This is a genomic window from Sphingomonas changnyeongensis, from assembly GCF_009913435.1.
Classification (GTDB): domain Bacteria; phylum Pseudomonadota; class Alphaproteobacteria; order Sphingomonadales; family Sphingomonadaceae; genus Sphingomonas_B; species Sphingomonas_B changnyeongensis.
Genome location: NZ_CP047895.1, coordinates 2,204,845 through 2,231,401, shown reverse-complemented (window position 1 = coordinate 2,231,401; position 26,557 = coordinate 2,204,845). Strand labels below are relative to the sequence as shown.

At 69.8% G+C, this 26,557-nt stretch carries 24 protein-coding genes and 1 pseudogene; 10 read left to right on the top strand and 15 right to left on the bottom strand.

The window, feature by feature from the left end:
* The first annotated feature begins 10 nt into the window (after window positions 1-10).
* The gene (locus GVO57_RS10990) at window positions 11-649 is read left to right on the top strand and encodes a peroxiredoxin-like family protein (protein ID WP_160593171.1); all 639 of its coding nucleotides are present in this window, start codon (window positions 11-13) and stop codon (window positions 647-649) included.
* On the opposite strand, the gene GVO57_RS10985 is transcribed toward GVO57_RS10990, so the two are convergent.
* From GVO57_RS10985 to GVO57_RS10965, 5 genes are read right to left on the bottom strand one after another with little or no spacing between them, the layout of a single operon-like run.
* Window positions 629-1,486 carry an MBL fold metallo-hydrolase gene (locus GVO57_RS10985; protein ID WP_160593170.1) on the bottom strand — a complete coding sequence of 286 codons (858 nt, stop codon included), beginning with the start codon at window positions 1,484-1,486 and terminating at the stop codon, window positions 629-631. The genes GVO57_RS10990 and GVO57_RS10985 overlap by 21 nt on opposite strands.
* 40 nt (window positions 1,487-1,526) lie before the next feature.
* Window positions 1,527-1,979: a DoxX family protein gene (locus GVO57_RS10980; RefSeq protein ID WP_160593169.1), complete on the bottom strand. Its 453-nt coding sequence runs from the start codon at window positions 1,977-1,979 to the stop codon at window positions 1,527-1,529.
* Window positions 1,976-2,629: an HvfC/BufC N-terminal domain-containing protein gene (locus GVO57_RS10975; protein WP_233281572.1), complete on the bottom strand. Its 654-nt coding sequence runs from the start codon at window positions 2,627-2,629 to the stop codon at window positions 1,976-1,978. Before GVO57_RS10975 ends, GVO57_RS10980 begins: the two co-directional genes overlap by 4 nt.
* Complete coding sequence (locus GVO57_RS10970) at window positions 2,521-3,639, bottom strand: DUF692 domain-containing protein (RefSeq protein ID WP_160593167.1); 1,119 nt, start codon at window positions 3,637-3,639, stop codon at window positions 2,521-2,523. Before GVO57_RS10970 ends, GVO57_RS10975 begins: the two co-directional genes overlap by 109 nt.
* An 8-nt stretch (window positions 3,640-3,647) precedes the next feature.
* Window positions 3,648-3,917 (bottom strand): BufA1 family periplasmic bufferin-type metallophore, encoded by a 270-nt coding sequence (locus GVO57_RS10965; RefSeq protein ID WP_160593166.1) that lies wholly within the window; start codon window positions 3,915-3,917, stop codon window positions 3,648-3,650.
* A gap of 273 nt (window positions 3,918-4,190) precedes the next feature.
* On the opposite strand from GVO57_RS10965, the gene bufA2 reads away from it, so the two are divergent.
* The 4 genes and pseudogenes from bufA2 to GVO57_RS15070 all read left to right on the top strand — a co-directional run bounded on the left by bufA2 (window position 4,191) and on the right by GVO57_RS15070 (window position 6,223).
* Window positions 4,191-4,457, top strand: a complete 267-nt coding sequence (gene bufA2, locus GVO57_RS10960; protein WP_201752634.1) for a BufA2 family periplasmic bufferin-type metallophore — start codon at window positions 4,191-4,193, stop codon at window positions 4,455-4,457.
* Window positions 4,458-4,641: 184 nt separating this feature from the next.
* Window positions 4,642-5,505 (top strand): MNIO family bufferin maturase, encoded by an 864-nt coding sequence (gene bufB, locus GVO57_RS10955; RefSeq protein ID WP_160593165.1) that lies wholly within the window; start codon window positions 4,642-4,644, stop codon window positions 5,503-5,505.
* A pseudogene (locus GVO57_RS15640) lies at window positions 5,502-5,720 on the top strand (HvfC/BufC N-terminal domain-containing protein); the annotation flags it as partial. The gene bufB and the pseudogene GVO57_RS15640, both read left to right, overlap by 4 nt.
* 341 nt (window positions 5,721-6,061) lie before the next feature.
* A complete protein-coding gene (locus GVO57_RS15070) occupies window positions 6,062-6,223 on the top strand; it encodes a hypothetical protein (RefSeq protein WP_233281348.1) in 162 nt (53 codons plus the stop codon).
* Here GVO57_RS15070 and GVO57_RS15065 read toward each other — a convergent pair.
* Together GVO57_RS15065 and GVO57_RS10945 are read right to left on the bottom strand one after the other, a co-directional pair.
* Complete coding sequence (locus GVO57_RS15065) at window positions 6,192-7,133, bottom strand: YeeE/YedE thiosulfate transporter family protein (protein WP_233281347.1); 942 nt, start codon at window positions 7,131-7,133, stop codon at window positions 6,192-6,194. The genes GVO57_RS15070 and GVO57_RS15065 overlap by 32 nt on opposite strands.
* The gene (locus GVO57_RS10945) at window positions 7,130-8,407 is read right to left on the bottom strand and encodes an NAD(P)/FAD-dependent oxidoreductase (protein ID WP_160593164.1); all 1,278 of its coding nucleotides are present in this window, start codon (window positions 8,405-8,407) and stop codon (window positions 7,130-7,132) included. The genes GVO57_RS15065 and GVO57_RS10945 overlap by 4 nt, the downstream gene beginning before the upstream one ends.
* 121 nt (window positions 8,408-8,528) lie before the next feature.
* Between GVO57_RS10945 and GVO57_RS10940 the strand changes: the two genes are divergently transcribed.
* Window positions 8,529-9,158: a redoxin domain-containing protein gene (locus GVO57_RS10940; RefSeq protein WP_160593163.1), complete on the top strand. Its 630-nt coding sequence runs from the start codon at window positions 8,529-8,531 to the stop codon at window positions 9,156-9,158.
* A 97-nt stretch (window positions 9,159-9,255) separates the two neighbouring features.
* Here GVO57_RS10940 and GVO57_RS10935 read toward each other — a convergent pair whose 3' ends face one another.
* Window positions 9,256-10,134, bottom strand: a complete 879-nt coding sequence (locus tag GVO57_RS10935) for a LysR family transcriptional regulator (RefSeq protein WP_160593162.1) — start codon at window positions 10,132-10,134, stop codon at window positions 9,256-9,258.
* Between the two features lie 174 nt (window positions 10,135-10,308).
* On the opposite strand from GVO57_RS10935, the gene GVO57_RS10930 reads away from it, so the two are divergent.
* Entirely contained in the window at window positions 10,309-10,983 is a 675-nt protein-coding gene (locus GVO57_RS10930) for a sigma-70 family RNA polymerase sigma factor (protein ID WP_233281346.1), read from the top strand.
* A gap of 19 nt (window positions 10,984-11,002) precedes the next feature.
* On the opposite strand, the gene nagE is transcribed toward GVO57_RS10930, so the two are convergent.
* From nagE to GVO57_RS10910, 4 genes are read right to left on the bottom strand one after another with little or no spacing between them, the layout of a single operon-like run.
* Window positions 11,003-12,787, bottom strand: coding sequence for an N-acetylglucosamine-specific PTS transporter subunit IIBC (gene nagE / locus GVO57_RS10925; protein ID WP_160593161.1), 1,785 nt, complete (start codon window positions 12,785-12,787; stop codon window positions 11,003-11,005).
* Window positions 12,784-15,312: a phosphoenolpyruvate--protein phosphotransferase gene (gene ptsP / locus GVO57_RS10920; protein WP_327785517.1), complete on the bottom strand. Its 2,529-nt coding sequence runs from the start codon at window positions 15,310-15,312 to the stop codon at window positions 12,784-12,786. The genes nagE and ptsP overlap by 4 nt, the downstream gene beginning before the upstream one ends.
* Complete coding sequence (locus GVO57_RS10915; protein WP_160593160.1) at window positions 15,309-17,345, bottom strand: family 20 glycosylhydrolase; 2,037 nt, start codon at window positions 17,343-17,345, stop codon at window positions 15,309-15,311. The genes ptsP and GVO57_RS10915 overlap by 4 nt, the downstream gene beginning before the upstream one ends.
* Window positions 17,346-17,365: 20 nt before the next feature.
* Complete coding sequence (locus GVO57_RS10910) at window positions 17,366-20,116, bottom strand: TonB-dependent receptor (protein ID WP_233281345.1); 2,751 nt, start codon at window positions 20,114-20,116, stop codon at window positions 17,366-17,368.
* A 192-nt stretch (window positions 20,117-20,308) separates the two neighbouring features.
* Between GVO57_RS10910 and GVO57_RS10905 the strand changes: the two genes are divergently transcribed.
* From GVO57_RS10905 to nagA, 3 genes are read left to right on the top strand one after another with little or no spacing between them, the layout of a single operon-like run.
* Complete coding sequence (locus tag GVO57_RS10905; RefSeq protein WP_160593159.1) at window positions 20,309-21,076, top strand: GntR family transcriptional regulator; 768 nt, start codon at window positions 20,309-20,311, stop codon at window positions 21,074-21,076.
* 20 nt (window positions 21,077-21,096) lie between these two features.
* Window positions 21,097-22,098, top strand: coding sequence for an SIS domain-containing protein (locus GVO57_RS10900; protein ID WP_160593965.1), 1,002 nt, complete (start codon window positions 21,097-21,099; stop codon window positions 22,096-22,098).
* Complete coding sequence (gene nagA, locus GVO57_RS10895) at window positions 22,098-23,225, top strand: N-acetylglucosamine-6-phosphate deacetylase (RefSeq protein WP_160593158.1); 1,128 nt, start codon at window positions 22,098-22,100, stop codon at window positions 23,223-23,225. The genes GVO57_RS10900 and nagA overlap by 1 nt, the downstream gene beginning before the upstream one ends.
* A gap of 20 nt (window positions 23,226-23,245) precedes the next feature.
* On the opposite strand, the gene GVO57_RS10890 is transcribed toward nagA, so the two are convergent.
* Genes GVO57_RS10890 through GVO57_RS10880 form a run of 3 tightly spaced genes read right to left on the bottom strand, consistent with a single transcriptional unit; the run spans window position 23,246 to window position 26,556 of the window.
* On the bottom strand, window positions 23,246-23,677 hold the full coding sequence (locus tag GVO57_RS10890) for a lipocalin-like domain-containing protein (protein WP_160593157.1): 432 nt from the start codon (window positions 23,675-23,677) through the stop codon (window positions 23,246-23,248).
* Entirely contained in the window at window positions 23,667-25,385 is a 1,719-nt protein-coding gene (locus GVO57_RS10885) for an aldehyde dehydrogenase family protein (RefSeq protein WP_160593156.1), read from the bottom strand. Before GVO57_RS10885 ends, GVO57_RS10890 begins: the two co-directional genes overlap by 11 nt.
* Complete coding sequence (locus tag GVO57_RS10880) at window positions 25,378-26,556, bottom strand: acetyl-CoA C-acyltransferase (RefSeq protein ID WP_160593155.1); 1,179 nt, start codon at window positions 26,554-26,556, stop codon at window positions 25,378-25,380. The genes GVO57_RS10885 and GVO57_RS10880 overlap by 8 nt, the downstream gene beginning before the upstream one ends.
* Window position 26,557: the final 1 nt, after the last annotated feature.

Here is a 26,557-nt window from a genome sequence, read left to right as displayed (position 1 = left end):
ACGGCGATTGATGGATGGGTCTTTTGAGGGTGCGAGCGCGCCACCGCGTGCGGACGAGGGCTATTGGCACCGCGCGGCGGACCGGCTGGTGGCAACGCTTGCTGCGCTCGATGCCGGGGCAAGTGCGCCGGCGGTCGGCGATGTCTTTCCCGATCTGGCTCTGCCCGACGCGCGCGGGCGGCTGGTGGGGCTGGCGTCGCTGCTGGACCGGGGGCCGGTCGTGCTCAGCTTTCATCGCGGGCTCTGGTGCCCATGGTGCGTGGGCGAGATCGAAAGCTGGCGCGGTGCGCGACCTGCGCTCGATGCAGCGGGAGCGCGGCTGGTCGCGGTCACGCCGGAGCTTGGCGGGCGGGCGGCCGACATGGCGGCGCTGCTTGGCCCGGCGGGGCAGGTGCTGTGCGATGTCGATTTCGGCGCGACGCTGTCGCTGGGGCTGGGTTTCTTCGTCGGGGCCGATCTGATCGCCCGTTATCAGGCGGCGGGGATGGATCTGGATGCGCTTTACGGCGCGGCGAGCGGCATCCTGCCGATCCCGGCGACGTTCGTCATCGGCCGTGACCGCATCGTGCGTTTCGCTCATGTCGACCGCGATTTCCGGCACCGCGCCGATCCGGCCGACGTGCTGTCCTCAATCGCCGGCCGAGGCTGAAAAACAGGCCTTGTCGTCCGCGATGGTGACCGGGCCGGGATAATGGCGCGCGATCGCGGCCAGCCCCTCGGCCCGGCGCACCAGCGCACGTGCCATATTGTGGGTGAGGATCAGCCGCTTCGCCATCAGCCGGGCGGCGGCGGCGCCGATGTCGGCGGGCGGGCGGTGCAACCCGCGGGGCTGCCCCGGGCCTTCGGGGATCGCATGATGCATGATCAGCAGATCGGGCCGGCTGCCGGCCAGCCGCGCCTCAAAGCCTGATGACAGCGCGCTCTGGTCCCCTGCGAACACGATCATCCGCCCGCCGGCCCGCACCAGATAGGCAAGGGCGGGGACCGGCCCATGATGGACGGGAAGCGCGGACAGCACATAATCATCCCCCGTGATCAGCACTTTTTCCGCGCCGGACCTGATGTCGGCGGCGGCAATCTCGCGGATCGCAAGGCGCGGTGCCGGCTCGGCCAGCCAGTCGGCAAGATAGGCAAAAGCGCCATTTTCCCCCGCGATCACCGTCATGTGCGCGCTGATGCCGGCAAACACCCCGCTGCCGTCCGGCCCGAACAGCGTCAGCCGGGCCGGCGGGTCGGCAAAGTTCGATGTCTTGAGGATCGCGGCAAGATCACCGGCATGGTCGACATGCAGATGGCTGATCGCGATCGCATCCAGTGCAGCGGGGGCAACCCCGGCCTCGCCCAGCCGCAGCGCCGCCCCGGCCCCGCATCGATCAGCAGTCGTGGCCGCCCGTCGATCCGCACCAGATAGGATGGCCCGGCGCGCCCCTCGGCAATCGGGCCGCCCGATCCCAGAATGTCGACACTCAGGCCAGCGCCCGGGCATGCGAGTGCCGCCGCCAGCAACGGGACGAACGACAGCGGCATCAGGCGGCGATCATCTGCACGGGGCTGCGTTCGGTGCCGAGCAGCCGGTCCAGCGACCATTGGCCGCCGCCGCGCGCGATGAGCGGCAGCAGCATCGCCGCCCACGACAAATGGGTCGGCCACGCATCGGGATAGACGAAGATCTGGATCGTGGCCGTCATGCCCATCAGGCCGAGCGCACCGAGGCGGGTGAACAGGCCGAGCGCGAGCAGGATGGGAAACAGATGCTCGCAATAGGTCGCGGCATGGGCGGCGATGCCGGGCGGGACGAGCGGCAGCGCATATTCATATTCGAACAATGTATAGGTCGACTCCTTGATCGTCAGCAGCCCCTCGACCTTGGTGCGGCCGGACAGGAAAAACACCGCCGCCGCGCCCAGCCGTGCAACCAGCAGCCAGAGCGAGTCGGGGATGTGCGTGAGCAATGCAGCCAGCCGGGCATAGATGTTCATGCAGTCTCTCCGTGGATGGGAATAAGTGCGCCGACCCTGGCGAGCGTCGGCAACTGGGCCAGCGCCGCCGGGGGCAGCGCCGATGCCGCATCGGCCAGCGTCTTGCCGGCGCGAAGGGCGTCGAGCAGCGGCAGCGCGTCGCGGGCGACCGGCCTGACCTGCACCCCCGCACCGGCGCGGGTAACGAGCGCCAGCTCGCCATGGTCCGGGAACGCCGCCGGCCATTCCGCCCTCGGCTGATGGGCCGCCCACAACGTGGCCACCGGATGCGGCGACGCGCACCAGCCGGTCGCCGGAGCGAGCGGCCAGCGCTGGCTGGGCGAGGGCGGTGCGCGGAGCGGCTTCGCATCGGCGGCGAACAGCGCCCGTACCACCAGCCATTCGAGGCGCGCGACATCGGCGAGCCATGGCCATGCGGCGAGCGGGCGGATCCGCGCGATCGTCGTCGCCAGCCCGCGCCCGTATAGGCACAGCCGGGGATCGGCCGGCGGCTGCCGACGAATGTGGCGCAGCGCCAGCGCGGCAAAGCCGTCCGCGCCGATCATCGCCCGCAGCACGGGATAATTGTCCTGAAGCGCGGTCTGCGCTGCCACCAGCGCATTGTTGCGGTGAACGGCAATCGCGGCCGCTGCCTCCCGGCCCGCCGGTATTGCGGGTCGCCCAAAGCGTCCGGACACGGGCAGCGACAGAAGACGCGCGAACCGCGCCTCGAAGGCCTCCGGCGCTGCGGGGGGCAGCGGGCCGTCGCCGCAGGGACCGGCTCAGGCCGCATAGTGTCGCGGCCCGGTCCCGCCCGCCGCCGCCAGCAGCGGGGAAAACGCCTCCGCCTCGGCCAGCAGGGCTGCAAAGGGGGCAGATCGGCGTCGCGCTCGACGAGCAGCGGCACCGGCCCGGTGCGGGCCAGCAGCCGTTCAGCAAGGGCGAACACGGCCGAGGCGACGGGACAGTCATGGCTGTCGATCAGCAGCCTGCCGCCGGGATCGGCGCTGTGGCCCGCGACATGGATTTCGGCGACCGCCTCGGCCGGCACCGCATCGACCAGCGCGACCGCGTCCAGCCCGAGATTATGGGCGGAGACATGGATGTTGTTGACGTCGATCAGCAGCCCGCAGCCCGTGCGGTCGGCAAGTTCGGCCAGAAACGCATGTTCGGGCATGTCGTGATCGCCCGGCAGATCGGCTTGCGCGACATAGTGGGACGGGTTTTCGATCAGCAGCCGCCGGCCAAGGATCTGCTGTGCCCGATCGACATTCGCCGCCGTCAGCGCCAGCGCGGCGCGGGTGCGCGGGAAAGGCAGGAAATCGGGCACGTGCCAGCGGCCGATGCGCTGCCAGGCCAGATGGTCTGAAACGAGGACCGGCCCGACATCGTCGCACAGCCGCGCCAGCCGCCGCAGGTGCGGCAGCGGGGCCGGTTCGGTTCCGGCCAGCGCCAGGCCGACGCCGTGCAGCGACACCGGGTGCCGGGCGGCGATGTCGATCAGCGCCGCCCGGCGTGGCCCGCCGGGAACCATGAAGTTCTCGGCATGCACCTCGAACCACAGCCCGTCGGGCAGCAGCGGATCGACATCGCCGCGCGCGATGAGCGCCAGATGCGGCAGCCTGAGGCCGATGCCCGGGGTCGCGCGCAAAGGTGCCGGATGCTGGCCGGGCCGGTCCATTGCGGGTCTCAGGCCGGGGTGAGCGAGCCCGAGCCCTTCGGCGTCTTGATCTTGGTGCAGGTGCCGGCAGGCACCAGCTTCCAGGCATTTTTCTGGTAATCGACCTTGGACGTGCCCGCGCAGCTGGTGCCGGCACCGGCCGCACAGTCATTCTGGCCGGCCTTGGCCACGCCATAGCATTTTTCCATCTTGGGCTTGTCAGGCGCAGCCTGCGCCGCGCTTGCGGCAAGGGCGGCGGCCAGCACCGGCAGGATCAGCTGGGAACGGTCAATCGTCATCGGGACACCCTGTCATCCGCCGCTCGCCAGGCCGTGACGCAGCCGCCCGGCAAAGCGGGCGGCTGCGTGGAACCGACGGGGAGAGGCGGGGCAAGAGCGTCGGCACCACCCCTTGTCCGGGCCGGGCGGCGATCCGGTTACATGCCCGCGCCGGACCGGTCGTGGCGACGTGCGGCGTGTAACCGGTGGCGTGACCGGGCCGAACAGACAGATGCCGGGTCCGCCAACGGGGCGCGGCGCGAAACCGATGGCCCGCCGGGCCGATTCGAGGAGATGAACATGCTTGCCACCCGCATCACCATTGCCACCGCCGCCGCCACCGTGGCGCTGGCCGGGGCCGCGTCCGCCCAGAGCCAGCACAAGGCGGCCGACGAGGACAAAGTCGTCCATTGCTATGGCATCAACAGCTGCAAGGGATCGTCGGACTGCGCGACGGCCAGCAGCTCGTGCAAGGGGCAGAACTCCTGCAAGGGCCAGGGTTTCAAGGCGCTGACGGTCAAGGCGTGCAAGGCCGCCGGCGGCCGGCTGACCGAAAAGTAAAGCCTTGGCCGGGCCGCAGCCGGCGGCGGACATGACTGGCCCGGGGGGCGGCACCTGCCGGCCCCCCCAACCGTCCTATCCGGCCGGCGCCTGCCGGCCCCTCAACCGTCCAGCCCGGCCGGCACCTGCCGGCCCCTCAACCGTCCGGCCCGGCCGAGCCGGCGCATTTCGGAAGGCGAGGCAAATGCCCGCACCCCTTGCATGTCCCGAACTTGCCGCCCCGCTTTACGGGCTGGGCCTTCGGCGTCCGCACCATGATGCGTTCATGGCCGGTCGGGTGCCGGTCGATTTCGTCGAGGTGATTTCGGAAAACTTCATGGTCGATGGCGGCCGGCCGGCGCATGTGCTGCGCGCCGTGCGGCGGCACCATCAGGTCGCGTTGCACGGGGTCTCCATGTCGCTCGGCTCGGTCGACGGTCCCGATCCGGCCTATCTCGTCCGGCTGAAAAGGCTGGCTGACGAGATCGAGCCGATCTGGATTTCGGATCATCTGGCATGGACGGGGATTGGCGGCATCAGCAGCCATGATCTGCTGCCACTGCCCTATACGGCCGAAGCGCTGGGCATTGTTGCCGCCAACATCCAGCGCGCGCAGGATCTGCTTGGCCGTGCGCTGCTGATCGAAAATCCGTCGACCTATCTTGTCTTTGCCGACAATGAGATGCCCGAATGGGCATTTCTTGCAGCGCTCGTCCGCATGACCGGCTGCGGGCTGTTGCTCGACGTGAACAACATCCATGTGTCCGCGCATAATCACGGGTTTGATCCCGCCGACTGGCTGGACGGGCTGCCTTGGGCTGCGGTCCGCCAGCTTCATCTGGCCGGGCCGAGCCAGGGGCCGGACGGCCTGCTGATCGACACCCATGATCATCCGGTGCCCGAGCCGGTCTGGGCGCTTTATGCCGAGGTCCGTCGCCGTGCCGGGCCGGTCGCGGTGATGATCGAGCGCGATGACGAGATCCCGCCGCTCGGCGAGCTGCTGGCCGAGCTTGACCGGGCGCGGCTGCCCGACCCCATGGCCATGCCCGCAATGGCGGACCGGCCATGACCGGCCTTGCCGCGCTGCAGCGCCGCTTTCAGGCCGGGCTGATCGCCGGCGATCTGTCTGGCCTTAGGGATCTGGTGCGGGCGCCCGCGGGGCTTGCCGTTCATGCCCATGCCGCGCGCGCGATGCTGGTCGATGCGCTGGCCGACAATCATCCCAAGACGCTGCACTGGCTGGGCGGGGAAAGTTTTACGGCATTGGCGCTCGATTACATCGCGCTGACGCCGTCCTGCAGCTGGACGCTGGCCGATTACGGGGCCGATTTTGCCGAATATCTGGCCCGGACCTGTGCCGCCGATCCCGAAATCGGCGAGATTGCGGCAATCGACTGGGCGCTCAGATGCGCGTTTTCGGCCGCCGATCCGGGCTCGGACGACTGGGCGCGGGTGCCCGGGCTGGAGTGGGACCGGCTGTCTCTCATGCTTGCACCCGGCGCAGCGTTGCTGCCGGTTACGACCAATGCCGATGAGATCTGGGCGGCGGTGCCCGAACGGCCGGTGACCCCCGGCTGCTTGGCGAAGGCGTCACGCTGCTTGTCGCGCGCGACCGGCTCGAGCCGGTGTTCCGCCGCCTGCCGGCGGGCGAGGCGCGGCTGCTGGCGCTGCTGGCCGCCGGCACCGCCTTTGGCGCGGCCTGCGAGCGATGCGGGGCGGACGCGGGAGCAATCGGCCGCTGGCTTGCGGGCTGGCTCAGGATCGGGCTGGTCGTCCCGCGCGCCTGATCCGCACGATTGCCGCACAGCCAAGCACTGCCAGGTTCATCACGGCAAATCCGATGAGCGCGCTGGCCGCGCCCGCGGGTGCTGCGCCCAGCAGCAATGCATCATTGCCGCCCGGCAGCAGCCGTGCGCCCATCATCATCAGCGCACCGCCGATGATGCTGCGCCCGGTGGCCTCCCAGCCATTCCAGCACAGGCGAAGCCGGCCGGTCAGCCAGCCCGAGGTCAGCGCACCGCCCAGCGTCGCGATCATCGCCAGCCCCGCCTGACCCGGCGGACGGGCCATCCCCGCGATCAGCCCGTCCAGCGTCTCGCGCTCGACATCGACCCAGGTCCAGCCGGGCAGGGCGACGAACAGCAGCCCGCCCGCCAGCCCCATCGCGGTCATCAACCCGAACAGCCGCGTGCCGCCGGGCCGGGACATCAGCCAGATCGCGGTTGCGGCGAGCATCAGCCCGCCTGCGGTGACCAGCATCAGTCCGGCGCTGCCCGGTTCGGCGAACGGTCCCGGTGGCGGCACCACCCGCCAGCCAAGCCCGGCCCCCAGCGCATCGCCGATCGCCACCCCCAGCGGCAGCGCCACCAGATGAGCCTCGCCATTGCCCAGCCGCCAGAGCGACCCGATCAGGCACGCCCCGTTCACGAACGCGCCGATGCCGAGCAGCACGCCTCCGCCGATCAGCGCCGGACCGACGGGGGTGCTGCCCGGCAGATGGTCACCCACACCCAGCAGCCACGCGGCGGGCAGACAGATGACCGTCGCCGCTGCCATTGCGGTTGCAAAGCCGATGATCAGCCGCGCATCGCGCCGGTCGAGCCACTGGGTCATGGCGACGACGCCGCAGGTGCCGCCGCGATGGGCCGCGAACCCGACGACAAAGGCAGCGATCAGGCAGAGCAGGGCGATGATCATGCGGGCAGGTCCGGCCGCTGGGTGATGATCCGCGCCGCCCGGTCGAACGTCAGATAGCTCCACAGCCAGTTGGTGCCCACGATGAGGCGGTTGCGAAAGCCCGCCAGCGCCCACACATGCACGGCGCACCACAGCAGCCAGGCGAAATGCCCGCTCAACCGTGCGCGCCCCAGATCAGCGACCGCGCGCGACCGGCCGATGGTCGCGAGGCTCCCGGCGTGGCGGTAGCGGAAGGCCGGGGCCGGCCGACCGCTGCGCCGGGCGATGATCGTCTGACCGACATGCCGGCCCATCTGGGTCGCGGCCGGGGCGAGGCCGGGAACCGGCCGGCCATCGGGGCCGGGCACGGCGGCGGTGTCACCAATCACGAAAATGTCGGGATCATCGGGCAAGGCGAGGTCAGGCCCGGTGAGCACACGTCCCCCGGGATCTGCCGCCGCCCCCAGCCATGTTGCGGCGGGCGAGGCCGCGACCCCGGCCGCCCACGCGATAACCGCCGCCTTGATCTGTTCCGCGCCGATCATGATCATGCCCGCCGATATCCCCGTGACCTTGGCGTTCAGGCGCACGTCGACGCCCAGGGCGTTGAGCGAGCGGGCCGCAGCATCGGACAGCGATGGCGGAAAGGCCTGCAGCAACCGCGCGCCGCCATCGACCAGCAGCACGCGGACGCAGCGGCGGGTGATGTGGGGAAAATCGCGCTCCGCCGCATGACGGGCGAGTTCGGCGATCGCACCGGCCAGCTCGACCCCGGTCGGCCCGCCGCCGACAACGACAAAGGTCAGATGCTCGGCGCGGGTTTCGCGGGATTCGGCGCGCATCGTCTCGGCCCGCTCAAGCGCGAGCAGCAGCTGATGACGCAGCCGGATCGCATCGTCGATGGTCTTGATGCCCGGCGCATGTGCGGCCCAGCCCGGCTGGCCGAAATAGCCATGGCGCGCGCCGGTCGCGACAATGAGCGTGCTGAACTCCAGCCCGGCACCGCTCGCCAGCCGGACGGCGCGGCGCGCCCGGTCGATGCCGGTCACCTCGTCCATCACCACGCTGACCGTCGGCCAGCGGCGCAGGATCGTGCGGATCGGCGCGGCGATGTCGGCCGGTGACAGACCGGCCGTCGCGACCTGATACAGCAGGGGCTGGAACAGGTGATGGTTCTGACGGTCGACAAGGATCGTGGCGACGCCCGCCTGGCCGAGCATCCGGGCGGCGGCCAGCCCGGCAAAGCCGCCGCCGATGATGACGACCGGGTCGGCAGGGTGATGCAGTGCAGACATGCCCGGTCATTCGCACCGGGCGGGCGCGGCGTTACACGGGCCGGCCGGGCCGGGCGGGCATCGCGCCCGCGATGGCGGTGCTGGCCATCGCCCCACGGGGCGCATTATCCTTGCTGCACATATGCTGCCGATTGCCCCATCTCTTGCCGCCGAAGCTGCCCGCCTTGCCCCTTATGCTGCGGCCTATGATGCGCTCATTGCCGGCATGGTCGCGCGCGGGGCCGGGCGCCGCGCGCCGCGCGTCGGCCAGGCGTTTCCGGGCTTTGCCCTGCCCGATGCGACCGGGCGGTTCCACAGCCTTGCCGAGCTGCTTGCCGGGCAGGATGCGCTTGTCCTGAGCTTTCACCGCGGGCTGTGGTGCCCATGGTGCCGGGTCGAGAGTCAGGGCTGGGCGGAGGCGGGGCCGCATCTGGCAGCGGCGGGCGCGCGGCTGGTCACCATATCGCCCGAACTGGATGGACGCGCCGGGGCGATCGCCGCGCGTGCCGGGGCGCTTGGCCTGTGCGATGTCGATCTCGGCCTGTGCCTTGCGCTCGGGCTGGCCATCGCTCTGCCGCCGGAGCTGGTGGCCGATTATGCGCGGGGCGGCGACGATCTGGTCGCGCTGACCGGTGGCAGCGGGCGGCTGCTGCCGATCCCGGCCACCTTCCTGCTCGACCGGGCGGGGATCGTCCGCTTCGCCTTTGTCGATCCCGATTTCCGCCGCCGTGCGGAACCGGCGATGGTGCTGGGCATGCTCGACCGGATCTAGCGCGGCATCCGATCCGATGCATCGGATCGGCCGTTCTGTTGCTCAGGTCTCTCGCTGTTCTCCGGGTCTCCGGGCGGGTCAGCCCGGCGGCAAACTGTTAGCCGGCGGCGTTCGTCCAGGCGCGTGCCCGGCTGGCGCGGACGAAGCTGTCGGCCGCAAGGCTGCGGCGTCGCCCCGAAATCCCCGCCAGCACGACATCGGCGGAAATCTCCGCGCCTTCGACGCTCAGGCCGTGCATGCCCGGCTCGCCGGGATCGGGCATGAAGCCGGTGCCAAGCCCCGCCGCGATCAGCCGCCGGAGCTGCATGCCGTCGCGCGCCATGTGGCGGAAGCCGAGATCAAGGCCGACAATCTCCGCCCGCGCGCGGAGCGCCGCGACACCCTCGCAGTCATGGTCGATCAGCGGCTCGCCGGCCAGCTCCGCGAGCGTGACGCGGTTGCGGCCGGCATGGATATGTCCCGATCGGACGACCATCCGGTAATCATGGCTGAACAGCCGCCAGGCTTCGAACCGTTCGGGCGCGTCGGCAGGAGCTTCGACGATCATCAGATCAAGCGTACCGGCCAGCGCCTGGGCGATCAGCTCCCGGCTGGTGCCGCCGACGACGTTCAGCTGCAGCCCCGGCATCGCCTGCGCCAGATCGCCGAGCACCGCATCGAGTGTTGCCGATCCGACGAGCGCGCAGACGCCCAGATTGAGCGGCGCGACCTGTCCCTTGCCAAAGCCGCGCGCCAGCGTCTTTGCCGCCTCGGCGGCTTCATAGGTGCGCGTCAGGTGCGGCAGCATCAGCCGGCCAAGTTCGGTCAGATGGGTGCGCGCCCGTTCGCGCCGGAACAGCGGCCCGCCCAGCTCGTCCTCGAGCTTCTGGATCGCGCGGGTGAGCGATGGCTGGGCGACACGGCATTCCTCCGCCGCCCGGGTGAAATTGAGCAGCCGCGCCGCTGTCAGGAAATACCGGATCTGATGCATTTCCATAGGCGTAGGATAACAAAGCGGCACGGCGCGACAAGACCCGTTGCGCAGCTGGTATCATTTTTGATCCTGATCGCGGCGATAGCGTTCTCCTATCGAAAACATGCGCCTCCGATGGCTGTGCCCCCCGATCCGCCCCCGGCAGACTGGTCGCAGGGTGTGGGGAGGAACGATGGCATGAACGGGAACAATGCCGTAACGGGCAGCAACTCGGGCCGATTGCTCGACCGTGACCCCGAGCGGCGCGGCGGGGGCCCGGCGGCGATCAAGGTCCCCGGACGGGGGAAAGGGGGCGCGCGCAATCCCGCCGACATGCGCTGGTCCGACCTGATGGCACGGGGCAGGGCTGGCGACCGGCGCGCCTATGACCGGCTGCTTGGCGAGCTGCGTCCCTGGCTGTGCCGCTATTTCGCCCGGCGGCTGCCGGCGATCCATGTCGACGATGCGGTGCAGGAAACGCTGATTGCCGTGCACAATCGCCGGCATGATTTTGACATCACGCTGCCCTTTCACCCCTGGCTGGCGGCGATCGCCCGGTTCAAATGGGTCGACCGGCTGCGGATGATGGAGCGTGAGCAAACTGCCCTGGATGCCGAACCGACCACCCCGAGCCACGAGATCGACATTGTCAGCTGCCATGTCGTCGGGCGGTTGCTGGGCGGGCTGCGCCCCGCCCAGGCCGAGGCGATCCGGCTGGTCAAGATGAACGGCCTGTCGATCATCGAGGCATCGGCACAGACCGGCCAGTCGCAGTCACTGGTCAAGGTCAATATCCATCGTGGGCTCAAACGACTGGCCGGGCTGCTGGTTGAGCCGGCCCCGGCGCTGGCGGACGCCGTCACCGGTCGCTGACCGGCCGTGCCGATCATGGTCAGCCCCTGATCATGGGAGCGAGCCGAGCGGCCAGATCGCCTGCGCCTGGCCCGACGATCAGGTGCAGGCTGCCGCCCGCCATCGTCGCGCCGCGAATACCCAGGCGGTGCAGTTCGGCCATGGCTTCCGGCCGGGCGAGCAGATCATCGACCGGACCGGCGCACTCCAGCACAAGCCTTGTGTCGCGCGCGGTGATATCGGCGGTGGTGAGCGGGCGCAGCCATGCCGCCAGCGCATGCGCATCGATGGCGGATCGCAGGCCAGCCGGGAGAGGGACGGGAACAGTCCGGGCGTCCAGCGGCGCGTCCGGCATCTCCGCCGGGGCGGTCTCGGCTGCAATCTGGCGGATCTCGCCCGCCAGCCGGTCGGCGGTCGGGCCGATCACGACCTGCAGCGCATCGCCACCGGGGCGGAACACGCCACGCGCGCCCAGCCGCCTGAGTGCCGCCTCATCGACCAATGCCTGATCGGCGACGCGCAGCCTTAGCCTGGTCGTGCAGGCGTCGATCGCGCTGAGATTCCCCGGCCCGCCAAGCGCTGCGGCAAAGCGCGCGGCGACCGGCAGCGCCATGTCCGCATCGCTATCCGCATCGATGGTTGCTGACACATCGTCAGCGGGATCGCGGCCGGGCGTTTTCAGGTCGAACCGGCGGATGCACCAGCTGAATGCGGCATAATAGACAAGCGCATATGCCGCCCCGACCGGCAGCAGCATGAGGGGCCGGGTCGCGAGGCCAAAGCTCAGCAGATAATCGAACAGCCCGGCGGAAAAGCCGAAGCCCAGCCGCACGCCCAGCGCATCCATCAGCGCCATCGACAGCCCGGTCAGGATCGCGTGCAGCGCGTAAAGCGCAGGGGCGAGGAACATGAAGCTGAACTCGATCGGCTCGGTCACCCCGGTCAGGAAGCTGGTTGCCCCCAGGCTGAGCAGCATGCCGCCGACCGCGCGGCGCTGGCTGGCATGGGCGGCGCGGTACATCGCAAGACAGGCGGCGGGCAGGCCGAACATCATCACCGGGAAAAAGCCGCTCATGAACGCGCCGGCCGCGGGATCGCCGGCGAAGAAACGCTTAAGGTCGCCGGTCGCGCCGCCGAAGTCGCCCAGGATGAACCAGGCGATGTTGTTGAGGATATGATGCAGCCCGGTAACGATCAGCAGCCGGTTGAGCGCGCCATAGGCGAACAAACCCGCAGGCCCGGCCTCGACCGCCCGGCGGCTGAGCATATCGACCCCGGCCGACAGCAGTGGAAACCCCATGCCAAAGACAAGCGCGACGCCCAGTCCCGCCAGCCCGGCCGCGATCGGCACGAACCGCCGCCCGCCGAAAAACGCCAGATAATCGGGCATCCGGATATCGGCGTAGCGGTTATACAGCTGCCCCGCGATCAGCCCGGAGACGATCCCTGCCGGCACGCTGAGCCGGGCGATCTGGCCGTCGCGCCAAGCACTGGTCAGCGCGGCGCGGACGTCGCTGCCCAACCCCGCGCCAAGTCCTGGCGGCACGGCGAGCAGCGCCTTCGCGCCTTCGGTCGCGACCAGATAGGCGACCGCTCCGGCCAGCCCTGCCGCGCCATGGTTTTCGCGCGCCAGTCCGATGGCGACCCCGATGCCGAACAGCAGCCCGAGATGGCCAAAAATCGCATTGCCGGCGGCGGCGATGAACGTCAGGTCGAGCAGATCGGGCTGTCCGAGGCGAAGCAGCAGCCCGGCGACGGGCAGCACCGCGATCGGCAACATCAGCGCACGGCCAAGCGGCTGCAGACGGGCGAGGACGGCGCTCATCGGGCAAACTCCTGGGCAAGGGCGCGCACGGCGCGGGCATCGGGCAGGCAGAGCGCCGTGCGCGCGAGATCGCGGCAGGCGGGCAGGTCGAGCATGCGCAGCCGCGCCTTGACCGGCGCGATCTGGTCGATGGCAACCGACAGCTCGGTCACGCCCAGCCCGATCAGCAGCGGTGTGGCGAGCGGATCGGACGCGATGCCACCGCACACGCCGATCCAGCGACCGTGCCGGGCCGCGCCCTCGGCTGCAAGCGCGATCAGGCGCAGCACCGCCGGGTGAAGCGCATCGACCCGCGCGGCGGTCGCCGGATTTCCCCGGTCGCACGCAAGGGCATATTGGGTAAGGTCGTTGCTCCCGATCGACAGGAAATCGGCCTCGCGCGCAATGGCATCGGCCCCCAGTGCCGCCGCCGGGGTCTCGACCATCACGCCAAGCGGCGTGGGGCGGTCGATACCCAGCGTCCGCTCGGCCGCGCGCAGCCGGTCGCGCACCGCGGCAAGTTCGGCGGGTTCGATCACCATCGGCACCATGATCCGCCGCTGGGGCGCCGGCACCCCGGCAAGGATCGCGCGCAGCTGGGTGTCGAGCAGATCCTGCCGCGCCAGGTTGAGACGCACGCCGCGCAAGCCCAGCGCAGGATTGTCCTCGGTCGCCATCGGCAGATAGGGGGCGGGCTTGTCGCCGCCAATGTCGAAGGTGCGCACGATCAGCGGCCGGTCGGCCAGTGCGGCGGCGATCTCGCCATAGATGCGCGCCTGTTCCGCCTCGCCCGGCGCGTCGGCGCGGTCAAGAAACAGGAACTCGGTGCGCAGCAGCCCGCAGCCTTCCGCCCCGCCCGCCACTGCGCGCCCCGCTTCGGCGGCCGAGCCGAGATTGGCGAACACCTCGATATGGGTGCCGTCGCGCGTCATCGCCGGACGATGCGCCTCGGCCAGTGCCTCAGCCCGCGCCGCGCGCGCGGCCGCCAGCCGCTGGGCCGCGGCGTCAAGCCGCAGCTCGTCGGGTGCGGTGTCCAGCCCGGCATCGGCATCGAGAATGAGCGGCTGGCCATCGGCGATCGCGAGCACATCCGGCCCGAGCGCGACGAGCATCGGCACGCCCGCCGCAGCGGCCAGGATCGCGACATGCGAGGTCGGGCCGCCCCGCGCCAGCGCGATACCGGCGAGACGGCCGGTGTCGAGCGCCTGAAACTCGCTGGGCAGCAGATCATCGGCAATCAGGATGGCTGCGCGGGGCAGGGGGACGGCTGAGTGCGGGGGGGCTGCTGAGGGCAGGGGCGCGTGCGCCGTTCCCGCGCAGACCAGTTCGGCGATCACCTGCCGCTCGATATCGGCCAGATCGTCGATCCGCTCGATCAGCAGGGCGTCGCCGGTTGCCGCCAGCGCCGCCTGACAGTCGCGCACCGCGCGCCGCCAGGCAAAGGCTGCGCTCGCCCCCGCATCGATGGATTTTCCGGCAGCGTCGGCGAGTTCTGGATCGTCGACCAGCGCGCGGTGCGCGGCGGCAATGTCGGCCATCGGGCCGTGTCCATGTGTGTCAAGCCGGGCGGCAACGGCGGCGCGGGCGCGGTCGAGTGCGGCGCGTTCTTCGGGGGCAGGACCACCGGTTTCGGGCACGGCAAGCTCGGCGCGGCGGAACTTTGCGGCGACCCCGATTGCCAGCCCCGGGGCTCCCGTGACGCCCAGGATCAGGTCGCCCGCGCGCTGCGATGCGCCCATCGCCGGGGGCGGAGCATGGGCGCGGACCGGCGGCGGATGATCGGCGGCTTCGCCCATGCCGCTGTCGATGAGCGCGAACAGCGCATCGGCTGCCGCCTCGGCATCGGGGCCATGCGCCTCGATGGTCAGCCGGTCGCCGTGCCGCGCGGCCAAGGTCAGCAGCGCCACCGTGCTGCGCGCGCTTGCCCGCCGCGCGCCCGTCAGGATCGCGACATCGGCGGCATAGGGGCGGAGCGCGGCAACGATCCGCGCCGACGGGCGGGCATGAATGCCGTTGGCCATTGCCAGCACCAGCTCACGTCTGGCGGCCGGCCTTGCCGGTGCTGCGGGGACGGCTGGAGAAGCGGGGGGCGGTGCACCCGGCACGACATGGCCGATCGCAGCACCAGCGGTCACCAGCCTGGCGTTCTGGTCGATCAGCATCCGGTCGCCCTCGCCAATCACGACGATCGGCGTGACGACCGACCGCGCAGCGCGGGCGACATGGTCGAGGTCGAAGCAGATCAGCGGATCGCCGGGCGCGACCTGCGCCCCTTCCGCCACTTGCGGAGTAAAACCGGCCCCGCCCAACGCCACCGTGTCGAGGCCGATATGGATGAGGATCGTCGTCCCGTCCCCGGCCGCGATGGTCACTGAATGGCCGGTGCGGGCGACTGCTACCACCGTTCCCGCGAGTGGGGCCGTGACCAGGCCGTCAAGCGGGTCGATCGCGATGCCCGGCCCCATCGACCCGCTGGCAAAGACCGGATCGGCAACCTCGTGCAGCGGCATCAGCCAGCCGCCAAGCGGCGCGAGAAAAGGTGTCACTTGATCAGTCTCACTTGCTCGATCGCCCAGAGCGGGTCTGGCCCCCAGGCGGTGTAGGTCAGGCACAGCGTCGCCTTGTCCTGCAGCGGCGGCAGCGGCGCGGTCAGGATCGTCACGCCCGGATTGCCGGTCGCGGGCTGGAGCGGCAGGCGGGCGACCGGTTCGCCGTCGCAGCTGCCGGTGCGCACCTCGATCTCGCCGGCTGGCGTCGCGGGCGGGCGGAAGCGGATGGTGTCACGATCACCCCCGACCTGAAAGTTGAACGGCAGCTGCCCGACATGCACGGCAATCGCGTGGGCGCCGTTTGTCGGCGCATCGTCCCACCGCCAGCAGGGATCCAGAATGTCGATCAGGAACCGCGCCCGCTCGCCTGCTGCCGGATAGTCATCCTCCAGATAGAGCGGCAGCCGCCCTGTGCAGCTGCGCAGGGCGGTGCTCGACACCCGGTCCGGCGTGGAGGGCACAGCGCCGCCGGCTGCGTCCCGAAAGGCGGTATCGGCAGCCACAAGGCCGAGCGGCGTCATGCGGCCAAGCTGGGGAGCCAGCCGCGCAAGAAAGTCAGGATAGTCGGCCGCGCCCGCCCAGCCGATTTCGGCAACCGCCAGCGCGCGCGGAAATGCCATCCACGCCACCCGGTCCTCGGTGCGGACATGTTCGGTCCACACCTGCCCCTGCAGCCCGCGCAGATGCCTGAGCAGCGCCCTGCCCGGCCGGTCGCCCAGCGGCTTCACGGCAATCACGCTCGCCAGATCCTGCACCCTGCCGCGCCCCGGCGGCTCGGCCGGGCCCTCGCCCTGGCGATGGTCGAAATACAAAGCGGGTGCTGCGGCCAGGATCGTGTCATGCCCGCGCGCCGCCGCCTGTTCGGCACCTTCGCGCCCGCGCCACGACATCACGATGGCATCGCCGGGCAGGGGCGCGTCCAGAATCTCGTCCCAGCCGATTAGCCTGCGGCCATGGCGGGCCAGATACTGGCCGATGCGGCCGATCATCCAGTTCTGCAGCCCCGCTTCGTCGCCGACGCCCAGTTCGCGGATCCGCGCCTGCACGCGCGGATCTGCGCGCCACTGGTCCTTGATCGCCTCGTCCCCGCCGACATGGATCTCGCGCGATGGGAACAGCGCGATCACCTCGGCGAACACATCCTCCAGAAAGGCGATCGTCCGTTCATCAGGCGCATAGAGCCAGGGGAACACGCCCCAATGGGATTCGATGCCCGGCGGCGGGGTCACGCCCATGCCCAGTTCGGGATAGGCGCGCAGCGCCGACAGCGCATGGCCGGGCAGCTCGATCTCGGGCACCACGGTCACGCCCCGCGCGGCGGCGAAGGCGACAATGTCGCGCACATCATCCTGCGTGTAATGGCCGGTGACCGGCGGCAGCGGCGGTGCACCCGGAGCTGTCGCGGGCAGGCGGGTGCCGCCGATCGCGGTCAGCCGCGGATATTTGCGGATCTCCAGCCGCCAGCCCTGATCGTCGACCAGATGCCAGTGAAACCGGTTGAGCTTGTTGACCGCCATCCATTCGATGAAGCGACGGATGAATGCCGGCGACTGGGGGTGGCGGGCGGAATCGAGCATCATGCCGCGCCAGCCGAAGCGCGGCTGGTCGTCGATCCGGACCGCCGGCAGCTCGCCGGTGCGGCCCGGCCGGGTCGCCAGCTGCCACAGGGTGACGGCCCCGTAATACAGCCCGGCGCGGTCGCCGCCCGTCACGGTCACGCCGCGCGGCGTGGCAACCACGCGGTAAGCCTCGGGTTGCAGCGCCGGATCGCGGCGGAACCTGATCGCCGGGCTGCCGGCACCGTTGGCACGGATCACGGGCGCGATGCCCGTCGTGCGCCGCATCAGATCGGCAAAGGCCGCCGCCGCATCGGCATCGCCGGTCAGCGGGGTCGATGCGGAGACAAAAAAACTGCCGCCATCGACCCGGATCCGGGCCGGTTGCGGCAGCAGGTGGAGAGATTGCGCCGCCGCCGGGGCCGCCAGCCCGATCAGGGCGGCGACCACGGCCTTGGCGACCGGACGGATCATGGGACCGGGCATTGGGGGCCTCAGTAGCGGACGCGCACCCCGGCATAGAAGATCCGCCCATTGTCATACAGGGCGCGGAACCGGTCGGTGGTTCCGGCATATTGGAAAATCTTGGTGTTGGTCAGGTTGACCGCATCGGCCGTCAGCGAGACATTGTCGGTCAGCTTGTAGCTGATCGAGGCGTCAAGCGTGTCGGTAGCCGCCTGGTTGAGCGGCGAGGCGCGGTCGATGTTGATGAAGAAGGCCGAGCGATAGTTGTAGGACAGGCGCGCCGACAGCCGGTCATTCTCGTAATAGCCGGTCAGGTTGAGCGCATGCTTGGAGTTGCCGGGGATCGGATCACCCGATTCAGACTGGGCATCTGAATAGGTATAGTTGACCACCGCGCCGAAGCCGCCCCAGATCGGCCGCGACACCTGCAGTTCGAAGCCCTTGTTGGTGCCGCCCGCGCCGTTCGAGCGGCGGTTGATGTCGAACAGGCAGTTATAGAGCTGCTGGCCGGCATTGATCAGCGTGCATCGCGACAGGTTGGGCGTGCCGGTCTGCACCGGGAAGCGCTCCTGCACCGTGCGGTTGACGATGTAGGACTGGATGTCGCGGTAATAAAGCGCGGCGGCGACGATGGTGTCGCGGTCCGGATACCATTCGATGCTCAGGTCCGCACCATTGGCGCGATAGGGACGGACATTGGGATCACCGCCGTCGCCGGTGAGCGCGCCGGGGTTGAGGCTGACGCGCGGGACGATGTCGGTATAGTCGGGCCGCGTGACCGTGCGGCCCGCCGCGACGCGGACGACGACGGTCGGGCTGACGTCGAACGCCAGGTTCGCGCTCGGCAGGATGTCGGTATAGGACTGGTTGATCTCGACGGGCAGATAGGTGCCGAACGGATTGGCGATCGCACCCGGCGTGTTGGCCGGCACGCCGAGCAGATTGCCGCGCGAAATCTGGTCGGTGCGGATGATGCGCACGCCAAAGTTCCCGCGGACCTTTTCACCCTCGCCGCCGATCTTGGCCATCACATAGCCGCCATAGGTGCGCTCGGTGATCGAATAATTCTCCGGCGGGTTGATCACCCGCTCGCGCACCGAGGCCGGCTGGCCGTTGAGGATCGAGCGCAGCTTGCCCCGGTCGACCGCGAAATAGCTGGTGAGCGTGCCGGGCAGGGCTATGTTGGCGAGGAAATCATCCGGCAGGCTGCCGCCGGCAAAGCTGGCCGAGGTGCAGGGCGCTCCGCCACAGCCCCGCGTGCTCAGCGGGATGAAGAAGCCGCCGAACGTGGTCGCTAGGAACCGCGCCTCGCGCAGATGGTCGGTATATTTGCCGCCGAACTTGAGCGCCGTGATCGGGCCCCAGTCGACGTCTTTTTCAAGGTCGGCGTAGAAATAGGTTTCCTCGTCGATATTGTCGATCTTGTGCAGCGACGCGAAGTCGAAGATCAGGTCCGACGGCCGGTTGGGATCGATGCCGGTAAAGCGCACCTGGGGCACGCGGCCGGTGATGTCGAAGGTGAAGGCCCCGGGCGCCGCACCTTCGTAAAAGGGCTGGGAGTTGGTCGCGCCCTTGGCCTTGGTGTAGCCGCCCTTCAGGTGCAGTCGCGCGCTGTCGCCGACCTGCCAGGTCACGTCCAGATCGCCCGACCAGGTGTCGGCAAAGGCATCGCGGTCGATCACGTCGTACACGGCGGCGCGGCCGCCGGGCGTCGAGGTCACGGTGCCGCGGACGACGGTGCCGTTGGCGACGGTCGGGTTGGTAAGCGTGCCGCCGCCGCCCAGCGCGTTCGATGTCCAGGCGAGATAGTTGGCGTTCACATTGTCGGCGTTGAAGCGCGAATAAAGCCCGGTCGCGATGATCTCCAGATCGTCGGACGGCTTGAACTGCAGCTCGATGTTGCCGCCATAGCGTTCACGGGTCTGCTGGAACAGTGCCGAGCCGATGAGTGCTGGGATCTGCGCCGTCTGGCCGCCGACCGTCACGTCCTGATAGCCGAGCACTTCCACACCGTCGCGGCGGATCTGGCGCTTCTGATAGACCGCGCCCAGCAGGATGCCGAACGTTTCGTCAGCATTTTTCCAGCTGACCATGCCCGAGGCCTGCGGATCGACCTTGCCCGAACGCTCGGTATAGACAGCCTGTGCCGAGGCCGAGACCGTCCAGCGGTCGAGATCGAGCGGGCGGCGGGTATTGACGTTGATCGTGCCGCCGATGCCGCCTTCTTCGATATCGGCCTGCGGGCTTTTGAACACTTCCAGCTTGCCGACGATTTCCGACGGCAGCGTCAGATAGTTGAACGAGCGCGTCGCCGACAGCTGGTCGAGGATGAACCAGTCTGCGGTGGCGATGCCATGGCCGTTGACCAGCGTCTTGGTCAGGTTCGGCGCGGTGCCGCGCAGAGATACGCGCTCGCCTTCGCCAAACTCGCGGTTGATGACGATGCCTGGCACGCGCTGCAGTGCTTCGGCGACATTCTTGTCGGGGAATTTGCCGATATCCTCGGCCGACAGCACATCGGCAACCATGTCGGTCAGTCTTTTGGCCTGGAGCGACTGGGCGATCGAGCTGCGAAAGCCCTGGACGACGATCTCGTCGCCATTCTGGCCGCCGCTGTTCTGGCTGCCGCTGTTCTGGGCTGCGGCCGTCTGAGCCGGGTCGGCCGCTGCCACATCCGCTGCAGCGTCCGGTGATGCTGCAAGGACCGCGCCGGGCGTGCCGGCAATCAAGATCGCCGCCAGGCTGGCCGCGCTGAACAGGTGATTATGCTTGGTCATCATTTCCCCCTCCCGTTGACGGCGGCCTTTGGACATTTCCAATAAGCTACCAATATGGGACCAGATGCAGTTCATCATATGCATTGGCATCACCGTCAAGGGGGATTCTTGCAAAGTCATGACAGAAAAATGCATTTTTGGGCTGGCAATGGTCCGATATTGGTTATAGGTGTCGAACCAAGGGAGGCGTCGCATATGGGGCTGTTGCAGGATGTCGTCACGCTCGAGAAGCGGGCCGGGAACAAGCAGTCCGGGGACGGGCAGGCGGCCGGCCCGCTCTATCTGCGGCTGCAGGATGCGCTGCGCCGCGCCATCGAGCAGCGCCAGCTGAAGCCCCAGGATGCGCTGCCCCCCGAACGCGATCTGGCCCGCGACTTCGGGGTGTCGCGCATCACCGTGCGCAAGGCGCTGGACGGGCTGGTGGCCGAAGGGCTGCTGACCCGGCGGCAGGGGGCGGGCACCTTCGTTGCCGGCCGCGTCGAAAAACAGTTCGCCAAGCTCACCTCCTTTTCCGAGGACATGATCGCCCGCGGCCGCGCGCCGAGCAGCGAATGGCTGCTGCGGGCGCGCGGCGCGGTCACGCCCGATGAGTCGCTGACTTTGGGGCTGTCGCCGGGCACGCCGGTCTACCGGTTCCACCGCATCCGCTTTGCCGATGGCTCGCCAATGGCCCTTGAACAGTCGACGATCGCCGGGGACTGTCTGGGCGATGTCGATGCGGTCAGCGACTCGCTCTATGCGGCGCTGGATGCGGCCGGCAACCGGCCGGTGCGGGCGCTGCAGCGGTTGCGCGCGGTGCTGTTCAACCGCGAACAGGCCGGGCTGTTGCAGGTTTCGGCCGGCGCGCCGGGCCTGTTCATCGAGCGGCGCGGCTTTCTGGACGATGGCCGCGCGGTCGAGATGACCCACAGCTGGTATCGCGGCGACGCCTATGACTTTGTTGCAGAGCTGAACGCGCTGTGAGCACCGCCGGCACCACCCGCATGCAGATCGAGGCCGCCGAGGCGCCCGAAGTCGTGGCCCGGCTGCTCGCCGCCAATGCCGGCCGCGTGGCCGAACTCGCGGCGATGCTTCGCGCTGCCCCGCCGCCCATGGTGATGACCTGTGCGCGCGGCAGCTCTGATCATGCCGCCACCTATGCGAAATATCTGATCGAAACCCGGCTCGGCATCCCCGTCGTGTCGGCCGCGCCCTCGACTGCGTCGGTTTACGGCGTCACGCCGCGCGCGGGCCGGGCCTTGTGCATAGCCGTGTCGCAGTCTGGGGCCAGCCCCGATCTGCTCGCCACCGTGGATGCCGCGGCCGATGGCGGGGCCGGGATTGCGGCGTTCGTGAATGTCGCCGATTCGCCGCTCGCCGCCCGCGCCGACTGGCTGTTTCCGCTCCATGCCGGTCGGGAGCTGAGCGTCGCGGCGACCAAATCCTGCATCGCCAGCCTGGCCGGCCTCGCCCAGCTGGTGGACGGTTGGGCCGGCGAACCGGCGGCCGATCTCGTCCGTCTGCCCGACCTGCTGGCGGCAGCGCAGGCGTGCGACTGGACGCCGCTGGTCGCGCGACTGCGCGATGCGCGCGGGCTGTTCGTCCTTGGCCGGGGTGTGGGACTGGGCATCGCGCAGGAGGCGGCGCTCAAGTTCAAGGAAACCTGCCAGATCCATGCCGAAGCCTACAGTGCGGCAGAGGTGCGGCACGGGCCGATGGCATTGATCGGGCCGGACTTTCCGGTGCTGATCTTCCGGCAGGAAGATGAAACGGCGGTCGGCATCGATGCGCTGGCCGCTGATCTGGCGGCGCGCGGCGCGCCGGTGTTCATGGTCGGAAAGGCGCTGGCTGGGGTGACGGCGCTGCCAGCGGTCGCGGCACCTGCCATGCTTGCGCCAATCGTCCAGCTGCAGAGCTTTTACCGCGCGGCGGCCGAACTCGCGGTCGCGCGCGGGCTTGATCCTGATGCGCCGCCGCATCTGAAAAAAGTGACCGAGACGGTCTGATGGCGCTGCTGTTCGTGAATGGCCGGGTGCTGGTCGACGGGGTGCTGCGCACCGACGTGTCGGTGCTGGTCGACGGCGCGCGGATCGCCGCGCTGCTGCCCGCTGATGCGCGCGCGAATGCCGAGACCGTCGATCTGGCCGGCGACATTCTGGCACCCGGCTTTATCGACACCCAGGTCAATGGCGGGGGCGGGGTGCTGTTCAACGACGCGCCGACAGCCGCCACCATCGCTGCCATCGGGGGCGCGCATCGTCGGTTCGGCACGACGGGCTTTCTGCCGACGCTGATCAGCGATGATCCGCCGGTCATCGCCCGCGCGATCGCAGCGGTGGATCAGGCGATCGAGGACGGGGTGCCCGGCGTGCTCGGCATCCATATCGAGGGGCCGTTCCTGAACGTCGCCCGGCGCGGCATCCATCTGGCCAGCAAGATCCGCCAGATCGACCATGCCAGCGTCGATCTGGTCACCCTGCTGCGCGGCGGGCGCACGCTCGTCACGCTTGCACCCGAACTGGCGACGCCGGAGCTGATCCAGGCGCTGGTCGCGCGCGGGGCGGTGGTTGCCGGCGGCCACAGCGATGCGCGCTATGATGAAGCCCGTGCCGCGGTTGCGGCGGGCATGACGGGCGCGACCCATTTGTTCAACGCCATGTCGCCGCTCGGCAACCGCGAGCCGGGGATGGTCGGGGCGGTGCTCGACAGCCCCGGCGTCATTGCGGGGATCGTTGTCGATGGCCGCCATGTCCATCCCGCGACGCTCAGGATCGCCATCGCCGCGCGCGGGGCCGATGCCTTCATGCTCGTCACCGATGCGATGCCGACCGTGGGCGGCGGCAGTTCGTTCATGCTGCAGGGCAAAAGGATCGAGGTGCGGGACGGGGTGTGCGTGGATGAAGCGGGCACGCTCGCCGGATCGGATCTCGACATGGCCCGCGCGGTCCGCAACGCCGTCGGGCTGATCGGCCTGCCGCTTGAGACCGCGCTCGCCATGGCCTCGGCGGTGCCGGCCCGGTTTCTGGGGCTGGAGGCCGAATATGGCCGGATCGCGCCGGGGATGCGGGCGAGCCTTGTTCGCCTGACTGCGGCGCTGGAGGTCGTGCAGAGCTGGATCGACGGCGCGGCCTGACACCGGTTACGAGCCAAGCCTCACACGCGCTGCCACGCCAGGACATGGTCGCGGATGCGGCCGTCACGCATCGCCTCGGGGGCGGACAGGACCAGCCCGCTGTGGCCGTCGAACCGCGCCAGCCGGCGCTGGTCGGTTCCGGCCATGTCGGGGTTGAGCGCCATCGTCACATGATGGACGACATGATCGCCATCGACCGACCATGGCCCGGCATAATGGAAATAGCCGTCAAACGCCCCGGCCTTGGCCGCCGGATCGGCGGCCCGCGCATTGGCCAGGCCGAACACCGGCCGGCCGGCGCGTGCGATGCTGGCCGTCATGACGCCGGGGGCGTAGACGATATAGCCATGCGCGTCCGGCCCGAACGGATGGGTCGCCCCGCCGTCCGGATAGTCGATGCGCCAGGCAACCAGGCGCCATGCGCCCAGGAAAGCGGCGGGATCATGCGGCATGGGCGTGGTCCTGTGGCAAAGCGGGCCGGCGGTTCTGCACGATGCGGAACCGCCCGGCGACAAAGGCGAGATCGGCAAGACAGGCATTGCCCGCCGGATTGAGCCCGGTGACGTGATAATCGCTATAGGCGGCGGCAAAGTTCGCCCACATCGCGCCGGTCAGGTTAATCGACAGGTTCATTCCTGCGCCGGCAAAGGCGTCCGCCGCCCGGTCGATCAGCGCCGGATCGGTCGCATAGAGATAGGAGGAGATCGCCCCGTGCCGGCGGCCGAGCGTGGTCGCCTCGTCAATAGCGGCCTCGGCATCGTCGGCGGCGATCAGGAACAGCACCGGCCCGAAATGTTCGGCCCCGTACAGCGCCTCTGCCCCGGCGGGAACGGCGACGACCAGCGGGGTCATGGTCCGCGCCTCGGGATAATCGGGATGGGCATAGGGGCGGGGGCGCCTCAGCACCCGTGCGCCGGGCATCTGCCCGGCCCGTGCCTCCAGCGCGCGGACGATGTCGCAGCTCGCCTCGGCCTGCACCGCGCCCATGATCCCGGCGGCGCTGGCCGGCGCATCGGCAATCTCGTCGATCGCGGCGATGATCGCGGCGGCGACATCGTCGAAGCGCATCGGTCCGGCCGGGGTCTGGATGCCGCCTGCAGGGATGTAGATGTTCTGCGGGCTGGTGCACATCTGCGCTGAATAAAGGCAGGCCGCGCGCGCGACGGCGCGGGCGACCGCCGCCGGATCCTCGGCCCCGGCCAGCACCACCGCATTCAGCCCGGCGGTTTCGGTGAACAGCAGCTTGCCGGTCACGCTGCGTTCCAGTTCGCCGCCAAAGGCCGGGCTGCCGGTAAAATCGATGATCGCCACCGCCGGATCGTCGATGAAGCGCCGCGCGACCGGTTCCGCCCGTGTGTCGACGGCAAGCGTGACCAGATCCGGGTCAAAGCCATAATCGGCCAGCGTCCGCCGGCACGCGGCGACCGCGATCGCCATCGGCAGCACGGCGATGGGATGCGGTTTCACGATCACCGGGTTGCCGGTGGCCAGGCTGGCGAACATTGCCGGATAGGCGTTCCAGGTCGGGAAGGAGGCGCAGCAGATGACCAGGGCGATGCCGCGCGGGACCAGCCGGTATTGCTTGGCCAGCACGACATCTTCGGCGCCGAACTGGCGCTGCCACCGCGCTTCGGGCGTCACGTCGCGCATCGCCTTGGCGGCATAGGCGAGCGCCTCGATCCCCCGGTCGAGTGCATTGGGGCCGCTGCCGCTGAACGCCTGGGTGAAGCTTTGCCCGGTGACCTGCATCACTGCATGGGCCATTTCAAAGTTCACCGCATAGAGCCGCAGCGCCATTTCGGCGCACAGGGCAATGCGCTGTTCGGGCGGCGTGGCGGCCCAGCCGGGCAGCGCCGCTGCGGCCGCCGCGATCAGCGCCGCCGGATCCGATTGCGGATAGCTGATGCCGAGCGGGCGGCGCGTATAGGGCGACACCTCCTCGCCGATCCAGCCGGTGATGCCGGGCTGATCGAGGGCGAAGCGCCGGTCGAGCCGGGCATTGAACGCCGCCCGCCCGGCTTCCGGCGCGCCCGGGGCATGGAACCGCGCGCTCGGCGAGTCGCGGAACGGGCTCCAGTGGCGGCGGGTTTCGACCGCGGCAATGGCATCGGCGATCAGCGGCGCATGGCGCGCGGCGAGCATGGCGGGTGTTTCAGTCATCACTGTCCGGTCCGGGGTTCAGGCGTTGGACGATCATCGCGGCACCGACGCCCGATGCGCCGCTGGTCACGACCATGCCTAGGCTGGCCCCGCCATGATCGAGGCTGTCGAGCAGGCTGGAGAGCAGGATGGCCCCGCTTGCGCCCAGCGGATGGCCCTTGGCGATATGCCCGCCGCCGACATTGACCCGGCCCGGATCGACCCGGCGGTCGCGCAGGAACAGGGCGGCGGTGACGGCAAAGGCTTCCATGAACTCGATCCGCTCGATGTCGCGCAGATCAAGCCCCGCGCGGCTGAGCGCGCGGGCCATCGCGTCCAGCCCGCCGGTCAGCCCGGCCGCCGGGCTGGCCGCGCCTTCGGCATAGGCAAGGATGCGCGCCCGTGGCCGCCCGCCGCCATCGCCGCTCAGCAGCGCGAGCGCCGCGCCGTCGCACACCGGCGGCGCATGACCCAGCGTGTGGCGGGGTGCGAAACGCCGGCCCTCCAGCGCCTCGGCATAGTCATCCTGCAGCGCGCCGAACGCCGGGGGCAGGGCGGCCAGCGCCTCGGCCGTGGTCGCAGGCCGGATGCACTCTTCCCGCGCGAGACCCGCGGTCGCCACGCGCGAGGCGTTGAGCCGGGGATCATGCTCCGCCGCCGCCGCCCGCTGCTGCGACATCAGCGCGACCGCATCCAGCTCGTCCCGGCCGATGCCCAGCGCGTCCGCCAGCCGGTCGGCGGCCAGCACGACGGGGATGTAGCGCCGGTCGGCGGGCAGGGCGGCATCGGTGTAATAGTCCGCGCGGTCGCCCATGAACGGCACCCGGCTCATCATCTCGACCCCGCCGGCCAGCACATGGCCCGCCTGTCCGGCGGCGATCTGCGCCGCAGCCATGCCGATCGCGGTCAGCCCCGAGGTGCAGTAATTGTTGATGCTGAGCGCGGGCATGGTGTCGGGCAGCCCCGCCTCCAGCCGCGCAACCAGGGCGATATGCCCGCCCTGCGCGCCCGTCTGGCCGACACAGCCGAGGATCAGCGCATCCGCCGCGCGTGCATCCCCCGACCCGCGCCGTTCGAGCGCTGCAACCTGACCGGCGACCAACTGTCCGGGCCGGAGCGCGGCCAGACCGCCATCGGCGCGCGCCTTGCCGCGCGGCGTGCGCACCGCATCGTGCAGATAAACCGGCGTCATG